20 protein-coding genes and 1 pseudogene are annotated in these 18,230 nt (G+C 71.8%); 6 read left to right on the top strand and 15 right to left on the bottom strand.

All coding sequences use genetic code 11. The features are described from left to right. Positions 1 to 385: 385 nt before the first annotated feature. Positions 386 to 982 (top strand): annotated as a pseudogene (locus O7609_RS24725) (DUF4365 domain-containing protein); the annotation flags it as partial. Then, on the top strand, positions 982 to 1,245 hold the full coding sequence (locus O7609_RS10770; protein ID WP_269744407.1) for a hypothetical protein: 264 nt from the start codon (positions 982 to 984) through the stop codon (positions 1,243 to 1,245). The pseudogene O7609_RS24725 and the gene O7609_RS10770, both read left to right, overlap by 1 nt. A 260-nt stretch (positions 1,246 to 1,505) precedes the next feature. On the opposite strand, the gene O7609_RS10765 is transcribed toward O7609_RS10770, so the two are convergent. From O7609_RS10765 to O7609_RS10750, 4 genes are all read right to left on the bottom strand, one after another. Then, complete coding sequence (locus O7609_RS10765; RefSeq protein WP_269743482.1) at positions 1,506 to 2,078, bottom strand: AAA family ATPase; 573 nt, start codon at positions 2,076 to 2,078, stop codon at positions 1,506 to 1,508. 161 nt (positions 2,079 to 2,239) lie between these two features. Further along, complete coding sequence (locus tag O7609_RS10760) at positions 2,240 to 4,465, bottom strand: xanthine dehydrogenase family protein molybdopterin-binding subunit (RefSeq protein ID WP_269743481.1); 2,226 nt, start codon at positions 4,463 to 4,465, stop codon at positions 2,240 to 2,242. Beyond that, a complete protein-coding gene (locus O7609_RS10755; RefSeq protein ID WP_269734711.1) occupies positions 4,465 to 5,445 on the bottom strand; it encodes an FAD binding domain-containing protein in 981 nt (326 codons plus the stop codon). Before O7609_RS10755 ends, O7609_RS10760 begins: the two co-directional genes overlap by 1 nt. Positions 5,446 to 5,447: 2 nt before the next feature. Further along, complete coding sequence (locus tag O7609_RS10750) at positions 5,448 to 6,167, bottom strand: (2Fe-2S)-binding protein (protein ID WP_269743480.1); 720 nt, start codon at positions 6,165 to 6,167, stop codon at positions 5,448 to 5,450. A gap of 129 nt (positions 6,168 to 6,296) precedes the next feature. On the opposite strand from O7609_RS10750, the gene O7609_RS10745 reads away from it, so the two are divergent. Then, positions 6,297 to 6,788, top strand: a complete 492-nt coding sequence (locus O7609_RS10745; RefSeq protein WP_269743479.1) for a MarR family winged helix-turn-helix transcriptional regulator — start codon at positions 6,297 to 6,299, stop codon at positions 6,786 to 6,788. Between the two features lie 20 nt (positions 6,789 to 6,808). Here the strand turns inward: O7609_RS10745 and O7609_RS10740 are convergent, their stop codons facing one another. From O7609_RS10740 to O7609_RS10730, 3 genes are all read right to left on the bottom strand, one after another. Continuing rightward, on the bottom strand, positions 6,809 to 8,101 hold the full coding sequence (locus O7609_RS10740) for an MAB_1171c family putative transporter (protein WP_269743478.1): 1,293 nt from the start codon (positions 8,099 to 8,101) through the stop codon (positions 6,809 to 6,811). Further along, the gene (locus tag O7609_RS10735) at positions 8,098 to 8,598 is read right to left on the bottom strand and encodes a hypothetical protein (RefSeq protein WP_269743477.1); all 501 of its coding nucleotides are present in this window, start codon (positions 8,596 to 8,598) and stop codon (positions 8,098 to 8,100) included. Before O7609_RS10735 ends, O7609_RS10740 begins: the two co-directional genes overlap by 4 nt. A gap of 169 nt (positions 8,599 to 8,767) precedes the next feature. Further along, positions 8,768 to 9,010, bottom strand: a complete 243-nt coding sequence (locus O7609_RS10730) for a response regulator transcription factor (RefSeq protein WP_332330046.1) — start codon at positions 9,008 to 9,010, stop codon at positions 8,768 to 8,770. A 335-nt stretch (positions 9,011 to 9,345) separates the two neighbouring features. Here O7609_RS10730 and O7609_RS10725 point away from each other — a divergent pair, with 335 nt between their 5' ends. After that, positions 9,346 to 9,969, top strand: coding sequence for a helix-turn-helix domain-containing protein (locus O7609_RS10725; protein ID WP_269734706.1), 624 nt, complete (start codon positions 9,346 to 9,348; stop codon positions 9,967 to 9,969). 41 nt (positions 9,970 to 10,010) lie between these two features. Here O7609_RS10725 and O7609_RS10720 read toward each other — a convergent pair whose 3' ends face one another. After that, complete coding sequence (locus O7609_RS10720) at positions 10,011 to 11,021, bottom strand: beta-ketoacyl-ACP synthase 3 (protein WP_443072094.1); 1,011 nt, start codon at positions 11,019 to 11,021, stop codon at positions 10,011 to 10,013. 212 nt (positions 11,022 to 11,233) lie between these two features. Between O7609_RS10720 and O7609_RS10715 the strand changes: the two genes are divergently transcribed. Together O7609_RS10715 and O7609_RS10710 are read left to right on the top strand one after the other, a co-directional pair. After that, positions 11,234 to 11,797, top strand: a complete 564-nt coding sequence (locus O7609_RS10715) for a PaaI family thioesterase (RefSeq protein ID WP_269734704.1) — start codon at positions 11,234 to 11,236, stop codon at positions 11,795 to 11,797. Continuing rightward, on the top strand, positions 11,794 to 12,306 hold the full coding sequence (locus O7609_RS10710; RefSeq protein WP_269743475.1) for a hotdog domain-containing protein: 513 nt from the start codon (positions 11,794 to 11,796) through the stop codon (positions 12,304 to 12,306). The genes O7609_RS10715 and O7609_RS10710 overlap by 4 nt, the downstream gene beginning before the upstream one ends. Here O7609_RS10710 and O7609_RS10705 read toward each other — a convergent pair. The 7 genes from O7609_RS10705 to O7609_RS10675 are packed head-to-tail and all read right to left on the bottom strand — an operon-like array spanning position 12,300 to position 18,203. Then, positions 12,300 to 13,046, bottom strand: coding sequence for a 4'-phosphopantetheinyl transferase family protein (locus tag O7609_RS10705; RefSeq protein WP_269743474.1), 747 nt, complete (start codon positions 13,044 to 13,046; stop codon positions 12,300 to 12,302). The genes O7609_RS10710 and O7609_RS10705 overlap by 7 nt on opposite strands. Then, positions 13,043 to 13,894, bottom strand: coding sequence for an acyl-ACP desaturase (locus O7609_RS10700; protein WP_269743473.1), 852 nt, complete (start codon positions 13,892 to 13,894; stop codon positions 13,043 to 13,045). The genes O7609_RS10705 and O7609_RS10700 overlap by 4 nt, the downstream gene beginning before the upstream one ends. Next, positions 13,891 to 14,820, bottom strand: coding sequence for an SAM-dependent methyltransferase (locus O7609_RS10695; protein WP_269743472.1), 930 nt, complete (start codon positions 14,818 to 14,820; stop codon positions 13,891 to 13,893). The genes O7609_RS10700 and O7609_RS10695 overlap by 4 nt, the downstream gene beginning before the upstream one ends. Next, on the bottom strand, positions 14,820 to 15,104 hold the full coding sequence (locus tag O7609_RS10690; RefSeq protein WP_269743471.1) for an acyl carrier protein: 285 nt from the start codon (positions 15,102 to 15,104) through the stop codon (positions 14,820 to 14,822). The genes O7609_RS10695 and O7609_RS10690 overlap by 1 nt, the downstream gene beginning before the upstream one ends. A 2-nt stretch (positions 15,105 to 15,106) precedes the next feature. Next, complete coding sequence (locus O7609_RS10685) at positions 15,107 to 15,619, bottom strand: PaaI family thioesterase (protein ID WP_269734698.1); 513 nt, start codon at positions 15,617 to 15,619, stop codon at positions 15,107 to 15,109. Continuing rightward, positions 15,616 to 16,476, bottom strand: a complete 861-nt coding sequence (locus tag O7609_RS10680) for a ferritin-like domain-containing protein (RefSeq protein ID WP_269734697.1) — start codon at positions 16,474 to 16,476, stop codon at positions 15,616 to 15,618. Before O7609_RS10680 ends, O7609_RS10685 begins: the two co-directional genes overlap by 4 nt. Continuing rightward, positions 16,473 to 18,203: an AMP-binding protein gene (locus O7609_RS10675; protein ID WP_269743470.1), complete on the bottom strand. Its 1,731-nt coding sequence runs from the start codon at positions 18,201 to 18,203 to the stop codon at positions 16,473 to 16,475. Before O7609_RS10675 ends, O7609_RS10680 begins: the two co-directional genes overlap by 4 nt. Positions 18,204 to 18,230 lie beyond the last annotated feature (27 nt).

The raw sequence follows: 18,230 nt of genomic DNA, 5'->3' as shown, positions 1-18,230 counted from the left end.
TGAGTCGGTGGCCCTGAGTCGTTTCTGGAGATCGTGTGGGAGAAGTCCGGGAGAAGATCTTGGCCGGCGCTCTCCCACACGCTGCCGTCTCCGCGACCACAGCGTGGTGCAGCCCGACCACGGACCCCGTGCGGTCGCCGACCTGACCGCTGTCAGGAATGCCGGATCGAGCCCGTTCCACGCCCTCTTCCCTCACCCAACGGGCCCGCCTATCCTCGCGATCACGCGACCAGGGGGGTGGCATGGCCGCAGAGGCCACGAGCTGGCAGAAGGAACAAGTCAGTCGTGCCTTCGTGCACGCCTTGGCCACACAGGGCGGATACACGATCTGTGACTGGAACGTGGACAAGGACGAGGGGACGTCACTCTCCGCTCGCGCGGTCTCATGGTCGACATCCAACTCAAGTGCACGCAGAGCCCGCGCACCGTCCGTAGCAGCTTCAGCTTCGACTTGGACATCGAGACATACGACAAGTTGCGTGATCCGGAGCGCTCGGCTCCCGGGCACCTTGCGATGCTCATCGTTCCGCCCGATATCGGGCGTTGGGTGATCCACCAGCCCGATTCGATAGTCCTCGCCCGTCACGGATACTGGGCTTCGCTCCATGGCATGGGGCACACCGGCAGGAGATCCACCACGGTGATGCACCTTCCTGAGCGCCAGGAGCTAACCGCGAAGGCCATGGGCACCATGGCCGGGCCTGGCAGCGCAAAACACAGACCGGCTTCACCAGGGACGACTTCACCATCGACTTCGACCGGCGCCAAGTCACCTGCCCGAACGGTCAGACCAGCAGAAACTGGACCGAAGCCCCCGGTCATGGCCCTCTATACGGCTGCCCGGTTCCATCCCACCCAGTGCAACCCGTGCCCCGACCGGCCTGTCTGCACACGGGGAACCTCAGTGCGCACGGTGAACTTCCTCCTCCGCCACCTGCGCGAACTCCAGGCCCGCAACCGCACCGACCCGCAGGACCGCCGGTGGAAACGGCTCTACGCCACCCGGCCCGGAGTCGAAGGACCATCTGCGAACTCGTCAACGGCCACCAGGTCCGCCGCAGCCGCGGCCCCGGCCTCCGCGAAACCCACGTCCAGCATGTGCTGATCGGCGTCGCCGTCAACATCGAGCGCCTCGCCTCACGCGCACCCATCCATGCCTACAGTCCCAGACCCCCGACGGCCTTCCAGAAGTACCTCGACTCCCGCAGCCTGAACTGGGAATGCTGGTGGCGGCAACGCACGTAAACCCGGCAACCGAAGATCCCCGAGAGTCGCTCGATGTCTCCGTCTCCTACGGAGTCGCCCGTGAGGAGTGGCCTGGCTGCGCGGGGCAGTCATGCACGGTGGTCCGGCGGGCGACGTTGCCCGCCGGCCTGTTCGACGTGATCGCAGTTACCGTTGGTGAGGGCGCGGCCGCGTATGGGTGGCTGTCTGCCGTTCTGGCGTGGAAGAGCCCCACGACGCGACTCCCGCGGTCCCGACGCTCGCTGGTGCGGAAGCGAGGGCTACGGGTTTTCCTCTTCGTTCTCGGCCTGGTGGTCCATGGTGGGAGCCTCGGGGAACGTCCGTCGCCACCAGATCCTCACCTCGCGGGGCGACCGCAGGCGAACTACGGTCATACCGTCCCGCTCCCATGCCGCCAGCCGGGGTGGGAGGTCGACGGCGTGCCGGCGGTGCGAGGCGGCGGCCCAGGTGAGTACCGACTCCTTCCCTAGCAGAGCTGACCAGTTCTCGCGGTTGCCGTTCCAGAGCCGCTCGCGTGTCAGGATGCGTCGGAGCGACCGCCGGGCCAGGCGGGGGAGCACGAGGTGCAGGGGCATGTCGAGCCAGATGACCGTGTCCGCCTGCTCCCAGAGCCACGCCGTCCGGCCGAAGTAGTTGCCGTCGCACACCCAGCCGCCCGAGGCCAGGTGCTCTTCCACGGCGCGCTGGAAGCCCTCCTGTGGAACGGGCTTCCAGCCGGGACCGTGGGCGAAGGCGTCGAGTTCCACGTGCACCACGCCGAGCCGACGCGACAGCCGCTTGGCCAGGGTGCTTTTCCCCGCGCCTGACGTTCCGATGACGATAACGTGCCTCATCCTGCCTTCTCGACGGGTGTGGGGTGTGGCTCGTCAACTATGCCGTGTGAGCGCGAGACGTCGATTCACGCCGCCCGACAGCGCGGGCACCGGGGCGACCGGGTCCGACGCTGCGCTGGCCTGCACAGGGGCGTCTTCGCGCGGCGGCCGGGCCGTGAGGATCAGCGGGCGGCGAGGAGCGTGTCCGGGGTGAGGGGGAGGGTGCGGACGCGGTGGCCGGTGGCGTGGAAGACGGCGTTGGCGACGGCGGGGGCGACGCCGACGGCGCAGATCTCGCCGAGCCCCTTGGCGCCCAGCGGGTTGACGTCGGTTTCGGCCTGGCCGACGAAGCGGGCGTCGACGTGGCCGATGTCGGCGTGGACGGGGACGTGGTAGTCGGTGAGTGCGGGGTTGACCATGCGGCCGGAGACGGGGTCGAGGGTGAGCTTCTCCATGAGGGCGGCGCCGAGGGCGTAGATGATGCCGCCCTGGGCCTGGTTGCGGGCGGTCTTGGCGTTGAGGACGAGGCCGCAGTCGAAGACGGCGACGTGGCGGGTGACGCGGACGCGGGGGAGGTCACGGTCGATGCGGACCTCGGTGAAGTGGGCGCCGAAGGTGGACAGGGCGCGGGGGGAGTCGGCGGCGGGGTTGTAGTCGCCCTCGCCGCGGAGGGTGCGCTTGCCGTGGCGGGACATGAGGGCCTCGTAGGTCTCGCCCCGGCCCCGGTCGTCGCGGTGGAAGAGGCGGCCGCTCTCGGCGTCGACGTCGTCCTCGGCGAGGCCGTGGAGCGGGGAGCGGGGGTCGCCGACGGCGAGTCGGACGGCGGTGCGGCGGGCGTCGGCGGCGGCGAGGTGGACGGCGCTGCCGGTGCTGCCGGAGGTGCGGGAGCCGAAGGTGGGCGCGGTTTCGGGGAGGTCGGTGTCGCCGGCGCGGATGCTGACGCGGTCGGGGCCGATGCCGAGGCCGGAGGCGGCCACCTGGACGAGGGTGGTGAGGGTGCCGCCGCCGATCTCGACGGTGCCGGCGCGGACTTCGGCGGTGCCGTCGCGCCGGAGCTCGACGACGGCCCGGGCGCGGGCGCGGTGCTCGACGCGGATGGCGGAGGCCATGCCCCAGCCCACGAGGTCGTCGCCGTCGCGCATGGAGCGGGGGCGGGGGTCGCGGCGGCCCCAGCCGAAGACGCGGGCGCCGAGGTCGTAGCACTCCAGGAGCCGGTTGCCGGCCCAGGGTTTGCCGTCGGACGGGCGGACCTCGGCGTAGTTGCGGCGGCGCAGCTCGACGGGGTCGAGGCGGGTGGCGTGGGCCAGTTCGTCCATGGCGGACTCGAGGGCGAACATGCCGGGGCTGTCGCCGGGGGTGCGCATGGCGCCGGAGGTGCTGGTGTTGACCTTGGCGACCCGGGTCGTCGTCCGCAGGTGAGGGACGGGGTACATGACACGGGTGCAGGCGGTCGTCGTCTCGTGGCGGTCGACGACGAAGGAGGTCGGGTTGACGCTGTCGTGGGTGAGGGCGCGGACGCGGCCGTCGCGGTCGGCGCCGATGCGGATGGTCTGACGGGTCTCGGGCATGTGTCCGGTGCCGGTGAAGACCTGCTTGCGGTCGATGGTGAGCCGGACGGGGCGGCGTACGGCCCGGGCGGCGAGGGGCGCGAGGTAGGTGTGCGCCCAGACGAAGGACTTGTTGCCGAAGCCGCCGCCGATGTACGAGGAGACGAGCCGGACCCGGTCGAGGGGGAGGCCGAAGGCGGCGGCGAGGGCGGGCCGGTGGCGGAAGACGCCCTGACTGGAGTCGTAGAGGGTGAGCCGGTCGGGCTTCTCCCAGACGGCGAGGGTGGAGGACGGCTCCATCGGGGTGTGCGAGATGGTGGACGTCCGGTACTCGCCGGCCACCTTGACCTGGGCGTCGGCGAGTTCGCGCTCGGGTTCGCCACGCAGGGAGTCGGGGTCGCCGAGGACGAGGTAGGGGCCGGTGGGCGTGTAGGCGTCGGGGAGCGCGTCGTCGAGGGTGGGGACGGGCTTCTGGGTGCGGTAGTGGACGCGGACGAGGGCGGCGGCGCGACGGGCCTGCTCCAGGCTCTCGGCGACGACGAGGGCGAGGGGCTGTCCGGCGTGGAGGACGCGGCCGTCCGCCAGGGGCATGCGCGGCTCGGCGCCGTAGGGGATGTCGGGGGTGCCCTTCCACGCGGGCCGGTCGTTGTGGGTGAGGACGGCGAGGACGCCGTCGGCGGCGAGGGCGGCTCGGGTGTCGATGCGACGGATCCGGCCCGCGGACTCGGTGCTGGTGACCATGACGGCGTGGGCCATGCCGGGCACGGTGACATCGCCGGAGTAGACGGCGCGTCCGGTGACCTTGTCGCGTCCCTCGACCCGGTCGAGCGCCGCGCCGAGCGGCTCTTCCCACGTGGCCATCAGCGGCCTCCCGCCTCGGTCAGGGCCCGCCGGACGCAGCGGCGGAGCAGTTCGACTTTGTAGGCGTTGTCGGGTTGCGGCCGGGCCTCCGCGGCGGCGGCCTCGGCGGCGGCGGTGACGGCCGCGCCCGTCAGCCGCCGGCCGGTGAGTTCGCGTTCGGCGGCGCGTGAGCGCCAGGGTTTGGGCGCGACGCCGCCCAGGGCGACGCGGGCGTGCCGCACCGTCCCGCCGCGGACGTCGAGGACGGCGGCGACGGAGACGAGGGCGAAGGCGAAGGAGGCCCGGTCGCGGAACTTGAGGTAGTGCGAGCGCCGCCCCCCGGGCTGGGCGGGAAGCTCCACGGCCTCGATCAGCTCGCCGTGCCGCAGGGTGTGTTCGCGGTGCGGGGTGGTGCCGGGGAGCCGGTGCAGCTCGTCGACGGGGATGCCGCGACGCCGTCCGCCGCGGCCGACGACGCGCACGGTGGCGTCGAGCGCCTGGAGGGCGACGGCGAGGTCCGAGGGGTGGACGGCGACGCAGCGGGAGCTGGTGCCGAGGACGGCGTGGTGGGAGCTGTCGCCGTCGAGGGCGGCGCAGCCGGACCCCGGGTCGCGCCGGTTGCAGGCGTATTCGGGCAGCCGGAAGTAGGAGCACCGAACGCCCTGGAGGAGGTTGCCGCCGAAGGTGGCCATGGTGCGGATCTGCGGTGAGGCGCCGGACGCGAGGGCCTGCGCCAGCAGCGGGTACCGCTCGCGCAGTGCCGCGTCGAGGGGCGCGTTGGGGTGGAGGGCGCCGATGCGGACGCCGCCGTCGGGCAGCCACTCGGCCTTGTCGAGGGGCAGGCCGCCGATGTCGACGAGGTGGGACGGGGCGCGGACGCCGTCCCGGACGAGCGTCACGAGGTCGGTGCCGCCCGCGACGACGCGGGCGTCGGATGCGGCGGAGAGGAGGGTGACCGCCTCCGCCACGTCGCGTGGCCGGGAGTAGTGGAACAGCCGCACGGTCACATCTCCTTCCGCGCCTGGGCGATGGCGTCGGCGATATGGGGGTAGGCGGCGCAGCGGCAGAGGTTGCCGCTCATCAGCTCGGGCACCTGCTCGGCGGGGACGTCGGGGGACTCGGCGAGCAGCCCCGCGGCCGACACGATCTGGCCCGGGGTGCAGAACCCGCACTGGAACCCGTCCTGTTCGACGAACGCCTTCTGCAGCGGGTGCGGACGGCCGTTCGCGGCCAGGCCCTCGACGGTGGTGATCTCGCGCCTCTCGTACATGACGGCGAAGGTCAGACAGGACACGATCCGCCTGCCGTCGACGAGGACGGTGCAGGCTCCGCAGGCGCCCTGGTCGCAGCCCTTCTTGGGACCGGTGAGCCTGAGCCGTTCCCGCAGTGCGTCCAGCAGGCTGGTGTGGACATCGACGTCGACGTCGCGGGTGCGCCCGTTGACGGTGAGGGCCACCGTGGCCGTGCGGGGCGGTTCGCCTCTGCCGCCGCGCTCCTCGTCGTCGTCCCGGACGCGGGCGGCGGCCTCCGTCGGGGAGAGCAGCGCGGCGGCGCCGGCCACGCCGGCGCCCACGGACGCCCCGGCGACCAGGACCGTCCGGCGGTCCACGCCCTCCGGCGGCGGGGCGGAGCCCCTGTCGGCGGTCTCCGTGGTCTCCGCGGGCTGTGGCGGATCCGTCGTGTGTGCCGGGCTGTTCGAGTTCTCCGTGTGCTGTAACGCCATAGAGCATCCCCACAGGTCTCACGGTCGCCCGGCATTCGCGGCGGGCGGGCAGTACTCACACAGTAAGTCGTATTCTGCTTAAAGCCAATACTCTGTCAAGGTTGAGGTGTCGGGGAGTACCATGCGGCCATGCAGATGCCAGTCACGGAACGCCTGGGGCACCACGTCAAACGGGTCGAGCAGGAGCTCATCGCGCTCAAGCAGGCGGCGCTGAAACCCGCGGGGCTGACGGTCGCCCAGTACACGGTTCTGGTGGTGCTGGCGCAGAACCCGGGCGCGTCGGCGGCGGCTCTGGCCCGCCTCTGCCTCGTCACGCCGCAGACGGTCGCGACGATCCTGACCAACCTGGAGGGCAAGGGGCTCGTGGTCCGGACTCCGCACCCCTACCACCGCAACGCCACCGAGACCCGGCTCACCGAGGCCGGCGAGGAGACCCTCGCCACCGCCGACGCGGCCGCGGTGCGCATCGAGCGCCGCCTCGGGGACGCCTTCACCGCCGAGGAACGCGGCCTGCTGATCGAACTCCTCGGCCGCTGCTCCACCACCTTCCACGCGATGGCCGAGGAGGTCGACGGGGGCCGCGGCGTCCTCGCGCCGTTCCGCGGGGCCTCGGGGGCCTGACGGGCGGCGGGCCGACGGCCTCAGTGCGGCGCGGCCGGGGGCGGCCCCGTGCAGGGGCAGGGCGGGAGTGGCGGGAGAGCCCGGCCGTCCGCCGACACGCGCTGGTACGCCTCCGCCACGTGCCGGAGCCAGGTCAGCTCGTCGGCGAACTCGCTGCCCGGCTGGCGCGACCCGGGGCCCGTCTGGTGGTCGGAGGGCTGCCGCCCGGCCCGCTTGCGGCGGACGGCCAGGGCGAGCACCGCCGCCTCCAGGAGGAGGTCGGGATCGTGCTCCCGGAGGCCGCCCTTGCGGCCGCCGCCTTCCCGGGACCGGGGCGGCTCCGAGCCGTGCAGCGCCTGCCGCAGCCGCTGCTCGCAGGCGTCGCACACATAAGGGCGGAGCAGGCGCTGACCGTCCCTGATCTCGATGATCATGCGGTAGAGCCGCGTCTGCAGGTCACGTGAGTACAGGGCCAGACGCGGGGATCGGGGCTCGAAGAGGGCGATGCCCGGGGCGGCTTCGCACAGCGTGGACCACAGGGGGTGCAGCGTGCGGTACGACCGGCGCTGCGCCAGCCGGGAGGAGAGGCCGGCGCCCCAGCCGGGCAGGGTGTAGCCGACGACGATCACCAGGGAGCCGACGGTGGCCATCAGGGGGCTCCACAGCACGGCCGCCTGGTCCAGCGCGGTCGTCCCGCACCAGCGTCCGACGACGCCGAGCAGCTTGCCCACGATGAACCCCAGCACGAAGACCGACCCCACGGCGGCCAGGCGCAGCGACTGGGACAGCCACGGCCGCTCGACCGCGTGCGAGGAGGGCCAGGTGTGCCGGGCGGTGTTGGCGAGGTTCAGGCCGTACGTGGCGAGGAAGACGACCACGTAGACGCCCGCCGTGGGGTGGGTGGCGAAGTGGACCTCGAAGTCGACCGGGTGGGAGCCCGGCAGGGGCGCGGCGAAGAAGAACGCGGCCATGGCGACGATGGCCAGGAGGTAGGGCAGGGTCACGGTCGGCAAGAGGCGTCTGGCTGTTCCGGGGGAGCGGAACCAGCCGGTCACCATCACGTGCGCGGACAGGGCGGCCAGGACGATGGAGGTGTGGCCGAGCAACGTGCCGATGTTGGGCACCCCCGTCACGCGGCCGAGCCACACGTACGTCACGGGGGCGAGGAACAGGTAGGCGATGCCGTTGAACAGGCGCGTACCGCACAGCGCGCGTAAGGCGAGGTTGCGCGGGTCACGCCGGAAGTCCTGCCACTTGTAGGCGAAGGCGGTCAGGTTGACGAGGCCGGAGAGGGTGTGGGTGAAGCTGAAGACGTACTCGAGGGTGGTGGTCACCTCCGGTGACCACCGCCGTGCTGGAGTGAACGTTCCAGCCGGGCCACGAGCTCGCTCATGTCCGGCGGGACGGCGGTCGTGGCGAGGAGCGGTCCGCTGGCCAGCCGCAGGACCTGGGTGGCGAAGTACTCCGCGGCGTACTCCTCGGGACGGCCGTACTGGGTGCGCCCCAGCATGTGCCGCATGAGGGTCGGGTCGATGTCGTCGTCGAGGAGGAAGCCCGTCTCGGGCGGCTCGTCGCCGCCGGCGGCCGGGGAGGTGTGCTCCCAGACGAGGTGCCCCAACTCGTGCACGATCACGTGGGTCTGGTGGGGTGTCGTGGTGTGCGCCTCGTAGAACACGTAGTCCACGGTGGACGTGGAGACGAGGAGGCCGGCCGGGCCGCTGGCGGGGAACGACAGCGGCGCGAGCCGTATTCTGCGCCCCCGGCGTTCGGTGATCTGGTGGCAGAGATCCTCCACGGAGAACGGACTGGTCAGGTCCAGGCTGTTGATCAAGTGCTGTGTTTTTCGGCGGATGTGACGGTGTTTCATGGATCGCAATCCCCCTTCACCGGCAACTGCCCTGGGAACCATCATGTGGCAGAGTCGGTCCCCAAGAAAGGTCCCGCCTGGCGCTGGGGTGTCCCCGGCCGAGCCGTCGGGCCGTCGAACCGCCGGGTACGTCTCAGGGGGTGAGGCCCAGGCGGTGGGCGTAGAGGGCGGCCTGGGTGCGGTCGGTGGCGCCGATCTTGAGGTAGACGCCGCTGAGGTGGTTCTTCACGGTCTTCTCGGAGATGCCGAGGCTGCGGGCGATGAGCCGATTACTGAGACCGCGGGCCAGTAATCGGAGAACTCCCAACTCCCGGCCGGTGAGGTTAAGCGTCGGGGCTTCTTCCACTGTTGCCTCCTTCTTGCCTTTGTGGGGCATGGGAGAACAGGCAATCCGTGATGCGGGCGGGCCGTAGGAGAAGGGGTGGGCCGATACCCGCACGAGTGAGAGACGAAAACCGCTCGGTTCCTCGGGGCACACCGCCGGGTGCGTGCGGTGGCCTGACTCGATGCACGCTCAACGCCTTTGCGAGTGAGCATTATTGAGGGGGTCAGACGGCGTGCAGTAACCTCTGCGAGATGTACCCTCAAGGGTCTGCGTCAGCCTTACACGGACGCTACGTCGCCGCCGGGGTCCCGTCAACTGGCATGGCCGCAGTCACCCCCCACGCATGCCTCCAGTTGTCAGTGGAGAGGGTAGAGGAGTTGGGACAAATGGGGACAGAGTCGCACGGATTGCTGGCTCAGCGGTTGAACCACCTGTTCGAGACCGTCCACCCGCGTGGTCGTGGGCCGTTCAGTAACGAGGAGGTGGCCCGTGCCGTACGGGAACAGGGCGGGGACATTTCCAAGCAGTACATCGCCTACCTCCGCAAGGGCGAACGGGGCAATCCGCGCATTCATCACCTCGAGGCGCTGGCCAAGTTCTTCGGCGTGCCGGTCTCCTATTTCTTCGACAGCGATTCCGCGGCCAGGACCGAGAAGCGACTGGAAGAGCTGGCGGCGTGGCGGGACGCCGGGCTGACCCAGCAGGATCTGCGCTCCCTTGAGCGTGCGGGCGTCACCGGTGTGGCGATGCGGGCGGTGGGGCTCTCGCCCAAGGGGCTGGAATTCGCGAAGGCCGTCCTGGACCAGTTGCGCGAGATGGAGGGGCTCGGCCCGGGGGAAGGCGCCCAGGGCGAGGACGGAGCCCGGACGCCCGGAGCCGGCCGGGGACCGGAAGGCCGGGGACGGGGAGACGGCCCGGGGTCGGAGGGTGGTCAGGGGTCGGAGGCCGGCCAGGAGGCGGAAGGCGCCGGGAGCGGCTCCGTGCGGGAGAGACCGCGCGGGGACGCCTGAGCGGTTCCGCCACAGGCCGACGGCCCGGGGCCCGCGTCCGGTCAGGGCGCGAGGAGGACCTGCGCCGAGTAGCCGAGGCCGGAGCCGAAGCCCGCGGTCAGTACGAGATCCCCGGGCCTGATCCGCCCGCCCGCGGTCAGGGTGTCGAGGGCGAGGGGGACCGAGGCGCCGGAGACGTTCCCGTCCTCCCGGACCGTCCGCGCCACCGCGACGGACGGGGACAGCCCCATCGTCTTCACGGCCGCGTCGATGATGCGCACGTTGGCCTGGTGGGGCACGAAAGCGGCGATGTCCCGCAGGGGCACGCCGGCCGCCTCCGCCGCCTGGGCGCACACCTCGGCGACCGCGCCGATGGCCCAGCGGAAGACCGTCGCGCCGGCCATCTCCAGGAAGGGCCAGCGCGCCAGCGGGTCGTCGCGCAGCTCGGTGAAGGAACGGCTCTGCTCGATGGCGTGCAGACCCTCGGTGTCGGTCCCCCACACGGTGGGTCCGATGCCGGGCTCGTCGGCGGGGCCCACGACGGCCGCCCCCGCGCCGTCGCCGAAGATGAAGGCCGTCGAGCGGTCGCGGGGGTCGACGATGTCGCTCATCCGCTCGGACCCGACGACGAGGACGTGCTCCGCCTGCCCGGAGGCCACCAGGCTGTTGGCGACGGCCAGGCCGTGGGAGAAGCCGGCGCAGGCCGCGCCGAGGTCGAAGGCGGCGGCGCCGTGGGTCCCCAGCTCGGCGGCGCAGGCCGCCGCGGCGGGCGGGGCCTGGTGCAGGTAGGACATCGTGGCAAGGACGACGCAGGATAGGTCCGCGGGGTGCGTTCCGGCGGCGCTCAGTGCCTTCTCCGCGGCCCGGGCCCCCATGGCCGGAATCGTTTCCCCGGCGTCGGCGAAGTGTCGTGTGAAGATTCCCGACCGGGCTTCTATCCACTCCGGATCCGAATCGATGAGTCGGCAGATTTCCTCGTTGTCCACCACGCGGCCGGGGCGGTAGGAACCCACTCCCAGAATGCGGGAGAAGCGTCTGGGAGTGCTTCCGGTGGCTATGTTCATCGATGTCATCAATCCCATCGCGGAGCAGTGCGCACGGGTGTTGTTTTCCATCAGACGCGTGATAATCGAACGCTGTCAAGGAATGGTTGGCGGGACGTTTGTCCTGGGGTTGTTTCTGGCCATGTTGGCTGGTAATCGGGCTTCTCTCGGGCTCTGTTGCGGATCACCCGCCGTGTGCGAGACTGACGTCCTCAGTGCCCGCGCTCATATGGAGGAGCGAAGTGTCACAGGATTTTTCCCCCCGCACCCACACGGCCACGATCGAGTGGCAGGACCAGGGCCCGCTTTTCGCCACCAATTCCTCGGCATCCGGTCTTTCCTATCTACGGGGGCTCATCTCGGGGGAGGTCGTGGCGCCGCCCGTCGCGCAGGTTCTCGGTATCTCCGTCGTCAAGGCCGACCCCGGCGCGGTGCAGTTCACCATGCCGGTCAAGAACTTCTTCACGAATCACCTCGGTGTGCTCGCCGGGGGCATCCTGTCGACACTCGTCGACTCCGCTCTCGGATGCTCGATCCTTTCCGCGATTCCCGAGGACAAGGACATCGTCACCCTCGACCTCAACGTGGACTTCCTGCGCCCGGTGCGCGGCGAGGAGGGCCTGGTGACCGTCGACGCCGAGGTCGTGCACCTCGGGCGGAACCGTGGCCTGGCGAGCTGCCGGGTGATCGACGCGGACGGCCGGCTCTGCGCCGTCGGCAAGAGCAGCTGCCTGGTACGGAGCAAGGCGCCCGCCGAACCCGCGCAGCCCGCGGACGCCACCGGCGGCGCGGAGCCGCGGCGATGAGCCGCCCACGCGCCGGCCAGGGGGCCGACGGGTCCGCGGCCCACTCCGCGGCCGCGTCCGGCGCCCGGCCCGCCGCCGAGCCGGGCACCCAGGCCACTGACGCGCCCGGCGCGACCGTCGCCCGGTCCGGTACGGGCCCCGGGCTCACGGTCGGCCAGGTCCTGCGCGACCGGCGCGTCATCACCGACGAGGACATCGCCGCCTTCGCCGACCTCGCCGGCGACCGGGGCCAGCACCACGTGGCGGCACAGGGCCGGGCCATGGCCCACGGGCTGCTCACCGCCTCGCTGGCGACGAAGATCGGAGGGCAACTCGACTTCATCGCACGGCGCATGGGCTGGGAGTTCCTCCGGCCGGTCTGGTCGGGCGACACCATCACCGCCGAGGTGACCGTGACGGCCCTGCGCGAGGGCCGTTCCGGCACCCGGGTGGAGTTCGGCATCGAGATCCACAACCAGGACGGTGAGACGGTTCTCCGCGGTGACAGCTCGGGGGTCATCCGTCACTGACCCCCTCGCCGGGGCCCCAGCGCGGCGAGGACGCGGTCGGCCGGGACGTCGCGGTGCTCGGGCGGCCGCCGTCCCGTGCCGCACACCGCCGTCACGCGGCCCCGTCGGCAGGACCACCACACCTCCAGCGCATCGGGCACCCCGGAGGCGGCCGCTTCCTGCCGCCGTCCCCGGATCCGGACCAGGACCCGTAGCCGCCCGTCGGCTCCCGCCCGCAGCTCGTAGTCGCGCAGTGCCGGAGAGGGGCGCCGACAGGCCTTGAGCGCGGCCTCCTTGCAGGCCACCAGCACGGTGGCGAGGAGGCCGGGTGGCGCGGTGTGCGGGAGCGGCCCGGTGGCGGCGTCCGGCCGCTCACCGGGGGCGAGCAGCCGCGGCAGCAGGACGTCGTTGCGGGCGTCGACGGGTTCGACGTCCACCCCGACCCGGTCCGCGGGCCCGCCGCGGCTGACGGCGCAGGCGGCCAGCTCTCCCGTGTGGGTCAGCGAGAGAGCCGTGCCCCGGGGCGCGCCCAGGAGCCGGGGAGCGCCGTCCGGGCCGGGCGGGATCTGGGCTCCGTGGCCTCCGGTCGCCCAGAGCACGGCGGCCTTGGCGGTGAGCCGGGTGCGGACCCACTCGGCGCGCCGCGGCCCGGTGAGTTCGGCGGCCCGGGCACGCTCTCGGGGGCCGAGCAACTCCTCGGGCGCGGCCCGGCCCGCCCACGCGCAGCTCACCACCAGCACCCGGGCGCCGTCCCGGCTCACCGGACGCGCTGGATGGCCCGGACGAAGGAGCCCAGGTCCGCGACGCTCGGCTCGCCCGGCGTGTCCACGAAACCGCGCACGAGCCGGACCACCGCGTCGTACGCCTCGGTGTGGTCGTAGGAGGTGGCGTCGGCGACCTTCAGCGACCAGCGCCAGTAGCCCTTCATCGTGTCGGCGAGCGGCATCCGGAAGGTCGCGATGACGTCCTTGAGGCCCGGAACGGCCGCGGCGCCGTCCCGGGCGACGTAGGCGCCGACGAGGTTGCTGTAGAAGGCGAAGTGGCGGGCCTCGTCGCGGGCGAGCCGGCCGAGGAGCTCCGCCAGGAACGGTTCGCTGACCGTCTCCCGGAAGCGCTGGTAGAAGAGCTGTGTCGCCTTCTCCTGGATCAGCGTGTACGTGAAGGACTGGACGGGGTGCTCGTAGGGGAGGGCGAACTCCTTCCGCCCCTCCTCGGCGAGAGTGGCGAGGACCTCCTCCCTGCTCGCCATGCCGGTCTCGACCTGGTAGCGCGTCAGGGCGGAGGCGTGCCGTTCCTCGTCTCCGGCCCAGGCGACCAGGAAGCGGAAGTACTCGCGGTTGAACCCGAAGCGTTCCAGCTCCTGTTCGGCGTCGGCCACCGGGAAGGCTTCGAGGAAGTGGGAGAGGTAGCCGGGTATGTGGTCCTCGACGAAGGTGATGAACCGGACGGCGGAGCGGTCGGTCTCGGTGAGCCGCTCGGGGCGCAGGGAGTCCCAGTCCAGGTCGGCCAGGGTCCAGGAGCGCTCGCCCGCACGTGTCACGGCCTGGTCGACGAGGTCGTGCATCTCCAGGGAGGGGAGCAGGTCGTCGAGTACGGGTGTGGCGTTCATACCGCCGCCTTCGGGCCCAGCCGGGACTTGGCGGCCGTGAGCGCGTAGTGCTTGGAGGTGTAGCCCCAGCCGGCGTTCGCGGTGCGCAGGTAGCGCACGAGCGGTTCGGCCATGCCGGGCGCGGCGGCCTCGATCCGCTCCCGGTTGGCCTGAGCCCGCCGCTCCCACTCCTCGATGGTGCGGTGGTAATGGGCGGTGAGGTCGTCCAGCCGCTCCAGGCTGAAGCCGGCCGACTCGGCCGCCTCGATGAGCTGGGAGAACGGCACCATGTCGGCGAAGCCGAAGATGGTCTCGGTGACGTGCCGGGTGCCGGGCCGGGAGGCGAACTCGCGGTAGACCTCCGCGCTGCGGAAGCAGCTCTCGGAGAGGTAGAGGCGGCCCTCCCGGCGCAGCGAGGCGTACGCCTTGCGCAGCACGGCCACCCGGTCGGGCATGTGGACGATCGAGCCGAGCATGGTCGCCGCGTCGTACCGTCCGTCGATGTCCAGGTCGCTGTAGGAGCCGACCCGGATGTGGACCCGGTCGGCGATCCTCAGGCGCAGCGCCTGCTCCCGGACGTACTCGGCCTGCGGGGTGGACGGCGTGACGCCGGTGACCTCGCACCCGTACTCCTGGGCCATGAAGAGGGTGAGGCTGCCCCAGCCGCAGCCGACGTCGAGCAGGCACTCGCCGCCCCGCAGGCCGAGGCGTTCGGCGACGAAGTGCAGCTTGGCCGTCTGGGCCTCCTCGAGCGTCGCGCCCGGGGTGAGGTAGAGCGCCGAGCTGTACTTGACGCGCTCGTCGAGGAAGGCCATGAAGACCTCCGACGGCAGCTCGTAGTGCTCGTTGGTGGCCTGCCGCGCCTCCTCCGGCGGGAGGGCGAGGCCGCCGTCCCGCCCCTCCGGCGGCGCCGGGCGCGCTCCGGTGTGCGTGTCGGTGGTGGTCATCAGCCCTCCCGGCCGGCCTGGGCGAGGACGAGGTCGGTGAGTTCGCCGGGGGTGCGGACGGCGAAGATGTCCTCGTCCTCGAACTCCACGTCGTAGACGCGCTCGACCTGGGCGACGACGCGCAGGAGCCGCACGGAGTCCGCGCCGGGAAGCTCCTTGAGGACGGTGTCCTCGGCGATGCGGTCGGCGCCGATGCCCAGTTCCCTGGCGGTCTGCGCGCGGACCTCGTCGAGGACGTCGGACTTCTTCAGGGGGGCGGAAGCCGCTTCGGTCTGCTGGGACATGGTCATCCAATCGCGTGGTCGAAGTAGTGTGCGAGGCGGTCGCGGTCGGCTCCGGACAGGCCCATGTGACCTTCGGCCTGTTCCGAACGGATGGGTTGGTAGGCGGAGTTGGCCATCACGTGCACGGTGCCCCCGGTGTCGAGGACGTCGGCCTCCGCGTGCACGACGCCGCCGCTCTCCCGGGCGATGCGGGCGACGGCCCGGTAGGGCGTGCCGGTGCGCAGGGGGCTGAGGAACTTGGTGCGCAGGGTGGCCGAGAAGGCCAGCAGCCCCCGGTCGAGGGCGATCAGGTCGCCCATCAGCTCGTCGACGAGGACGCTGACGATGCCGCCGTGGACGACGCCGGGGTAGGAGGCGTACGCGTCGGAGAAGGTGATGTCCGTGCCGAGCCGGCCGTCGTCGAGCCGGAACATCCGCAGGGCCAGGCCGATCTCGTTGCGGGGCGAGCAGCCGAAGCAACGGAACAGCGGTTCCTCGAGCCAGGGGAGTTCGACGGGTGTGGCCTGGTCGGTCATGCGGTTCCGTCCTCCGCGCGGGGCAGTTCGGCGAGGATGCGCCGGACGTCGCGGAGCCGCTCGACCGGCCGCCCGGTGAGCTCGGCGAGGGTCTGGTAGAGCTGCCGGTGGATGCGCTCCCACTCGGTGCCGTCGTCCACCTCGCCGAAGTAGCGGAAGACCTCGTCGATGGTGACGTGGCCGTCGAGCTCGGGGAGGTTGCCCTTGAACTTGCTGACGGGGTGGTTGTAGCGGCCCTCCGGGTCGGCCATGTAGACGTAGAAGGTCTCCAGGACCGAGGGCAGCTCCTCGGGATGGGTGACCAGGCGACGCGCGGTGTAGTGGATGAACTCCCGTGCGTGGCGCGCCTCGTCGCCGCTCGCCCGCTTCATGATCCTGGCGATGACCGGCTCCTCCGCGACCCGGCTCACGCACTTGTACATGTGGTTCGTGGCGATCTCCGAGATGATGTTGGTCGCGAGCGTGGCCGAGGGTGTGATGCCCGGCGGATACGGGGCGCGCATGGCGTTGATCTGCTCGTAGCCGACGTCCGTACCGGCCAGCCGCAGCCACTTCTTGAACGCGAGGTGGTGCTGCAGCTCCTGGTAGCCCCACAGGCACACGAAGGCCGAGAAGTCGTAGTCGTCGACGAACTCGTTGAAGAAGCCGTGCTGGGCGGCGATCGAGTTGGACTCGCCCATGACGGCGCCCATGGCGAAGGCGACGTACTCCGGCCGCACGAGGTCGGCGCGGAACTCGTCCCACGGGATGTCGCTCATCTCCCAGGACGCGTTCTGGTAGGCGGGGAACACGTCGTAGCTGTGCAGCGGTTCCGCGTCCGGGTCGCGGGCGGTTTCGAGCTTGTGCGGCGTGGTCACGGTGTGTCCTCCGGTTCGGTTCGGGCGGTCGTGGTGGCGGTGGCGGTGCCGGTGGCGGGCGAGGCGGCCCCGGCGTCGGTCAGCTCCGCCAGGCGTTCCCGGGTGCGGGCGCGCTGCCACTTGCCGCTGGTGGTCCGGGAGATCCAGCGAGGTTTGACCAGGTGCACGCGCACGTCGGTGAAGTCCATCTCCCGGGCGACGCGGGCAGCGATCTCCGCTTCGAGGCCGGCGTCCGCCCGCTTCGGTTCGGCCTCGGCCACGACGCGGACGACCTCGTGGCCCTCCTCGGTGGCGTCGGAGAAGGCGACGCAGCGTTGGCGGTAGACGCCGGGCACCTCGCGGGCGACGGCCTCGATGTCGTCGGGGAAGTAGTTCTGGCCCCGGACGATGACCATCTCCTTCGTGCGGCCGGTCACGAACAGCTCGCCCCCGTGGCGGAAGCCGATGTCGCCGGTGCGGAACCAGCGTCCGTCGAAGGCGGCCGCCGTCGCCTCGGGGGCGTTGTAGTAGCCGGACGTGACGGCCGGCCCGGCGATCTGCACCTCGCCCAGTTCGCCGGGCGCGCACACGTGCCCGTCCTCCGCGACCAGCCGCAGGTCGAGGCCGTGCACGGGAGTGCCGAGCGCCACCGCGTCCTTGGCCCCCCGGGCACCGCGGGGCACGGGCACGACCCGGCCGGTGGCCGCCAGCTCCTCCCGGTCCAGGGCGAGCACGCGGGGCTTGCTGCCCGGCTCGGGGAAGGTGATGCCGAGGGTGGCCTCCGCCATCCCGTAGACGGGGTACATGACGGTGTCGCGCAGGCCCGCGGGCGCCAGGTGGTCCGTGAAGCGCTCCACGGTCCGGGCGCTGACCGGCTCGGCGCCGTTGAAGGCCAGCCGCCAGGCGGACAGGTCGAGCTCCTTGACCAGCTCGGGCGGGGCGGCGTCCACGAACTGGTCGTAGGAGAAGTTGGGGCCGGTGATGATCGTGCCGCGGTGCTCGGCGAAGTAGGCCAGGAGCTGGGCGGGACGGCGCAGGAACGCGGTCGGGGTGAAGACGTGCACCTCGGCGCCGTTGAGGAGGTGCGAGAAGAGCCCGACCAGGCCCATGTCGTGGAAGGTGGGCACCCACTGCATGAAGACGTCGTCCGGGCTGAAGCCGCCGGAGACCACGCAGGCCCGGACCCCGGCGGCCATGGTGCGCTGGCTGAGCTGCACGCCCTTGGGCGCGCTGGTGCTGCCGGAGGTGAACTGGACGACGGACAGGGCGTCCGGGTCGACGCCGGGCAGCCCGCTCTCGGCCCCGGGCGCGGACACGGCGGGGTCGATCAGGACGAGCCCGGGGACCCGCTCGGCGAGGAGGGAGCCCAGCGACTCGAAGGCCGCGCCGAGGACGAGGTGGCGGATGCCGGCCACCCGCAGGATGCGGGCGAGCCGACGGGCGGTGCCCTCCTCGTCGCCGAATCCGGCCGGCAGCGGCAGGACGCTGCACGCGGCCCCGGCCCGCTGGGCGCCGAAGAAGAGGCTCAGGAACCGGGCGTCCGTCGGGACGAGGAGGCCGACGACGGTGCCGGGGCCGACGCCGTGCTCCAGCAGCCCGTGGGCACAGCGCAGCGAGGACTCGGCGAGCTGGGCGCCGGTGATCCGTTCCTCGCTTCCGGGAAAGGCGACCACGGCCTCGGGGGAGACCCGGGTGTGGTGGAGAAAGCTCTCGGTGAGGGTGTCACCGGACAACAGGGGGCTACGCACGGTTTCAGGGTCCTTTCGGGGCGTTCC

This window comes from Streptomyces sp. WMMC1477, from assembly GCF_027460245.1.
Lineage (GTDB): Bacteria > Actinomycetota > Actinomycetes > Streptomycetales > Streptomycetaceae > Streptomyces.
Note: the sequence above shows the minus strand (reverse complement) of the source record. Positions and strands in the feature narration are given on the sequence as shown.

Bases quoted from the DNA above. Each gene is read 5' to 3' on its own strand.
- O7609_RS10725 (WP_269734706.1), top strand. From the start codon at position 9,346: ATGGGGACAGAGTCGCACGGATTGCTGGCTCAGCGGTTGAACCACCTG.
- O7609_RS10765 (WP_269743482.1), bottom strand. From the start codon at position 2,078: ATGAGGCACGTTATCGTCATCGGAACGTCAGGCGCGGGGAAAAGCACC.
- O7609_RS10720 (WP_443072094.1), bottom strand. From the start codon at position 11,021: ATGACATCGATGAACATAGCCACCGGAAGCACTCCCAGACGCTTCTCC.
- O7609_RS10690 (WP_269743471.1), bottom strand. From the start codon at position 15,104: ATGTCCCAGCAGACCGAAGCGGCTTCCGCCCCCCTGAAGAAGTCCGAC.
- O7609_RS10685 (WP_269734698.1), bottom strand. From the start codon at position 15,619: ATGACCGACCAGGCCACACCCGTCGAACTCCCCTGGCTCGAGGAACCG.
- O7609_RS10730 (WP_332330046.1), bottom strand. From the start codon at position 9,010: ATGCCCCACAAAGGCAAGAAGGAGGCAACAGTGGAAGAAGCCCCGACG.
- O7609_RS10750 (WP_269743480.1), bottom strand. From the start codon at position 6,167: ATGGCGTTACAGCACACGGAGAACTCGAACAGCCCGGCACACACGACG.
- O7609_RS10710 (WP_269743475.1), top strand. From the start codon at position 11,794: ATGAGCCGCCCACGCGCCGGCCAGGGGGCCGACGGGTCCGCGGCCCAC.
- O7609_RS10700 (WP_269743473.1), bottom strand. From the start codon at position 13,894: ATGAACGCCACACCCGTACTCGACGACCTGCTCCCCTCCCTGGAGATG.
- O7609_RS10695 (WP_269743472.1), bottom strand. From the start codon at position 14,820: ATGACCACCACCGACACGCACACCGGAGCGCGCCCGGCGCCGCCGGAG.
- O7609_RS10745 (WP_269743479.1), top strand. From the start codon at position 6,297: ATGCAGATGCCAGTCACGGAACGCCTGGGGCACCACGTCAAACGGGTC.
- O7609_RS10760 (WP_269743481.1), bottom strand. From the start codon at position 4,465: ATGGCCACGTGGGAAGAGCCGCTCGGCGCGGCGCTCGACCGGGTCGAG.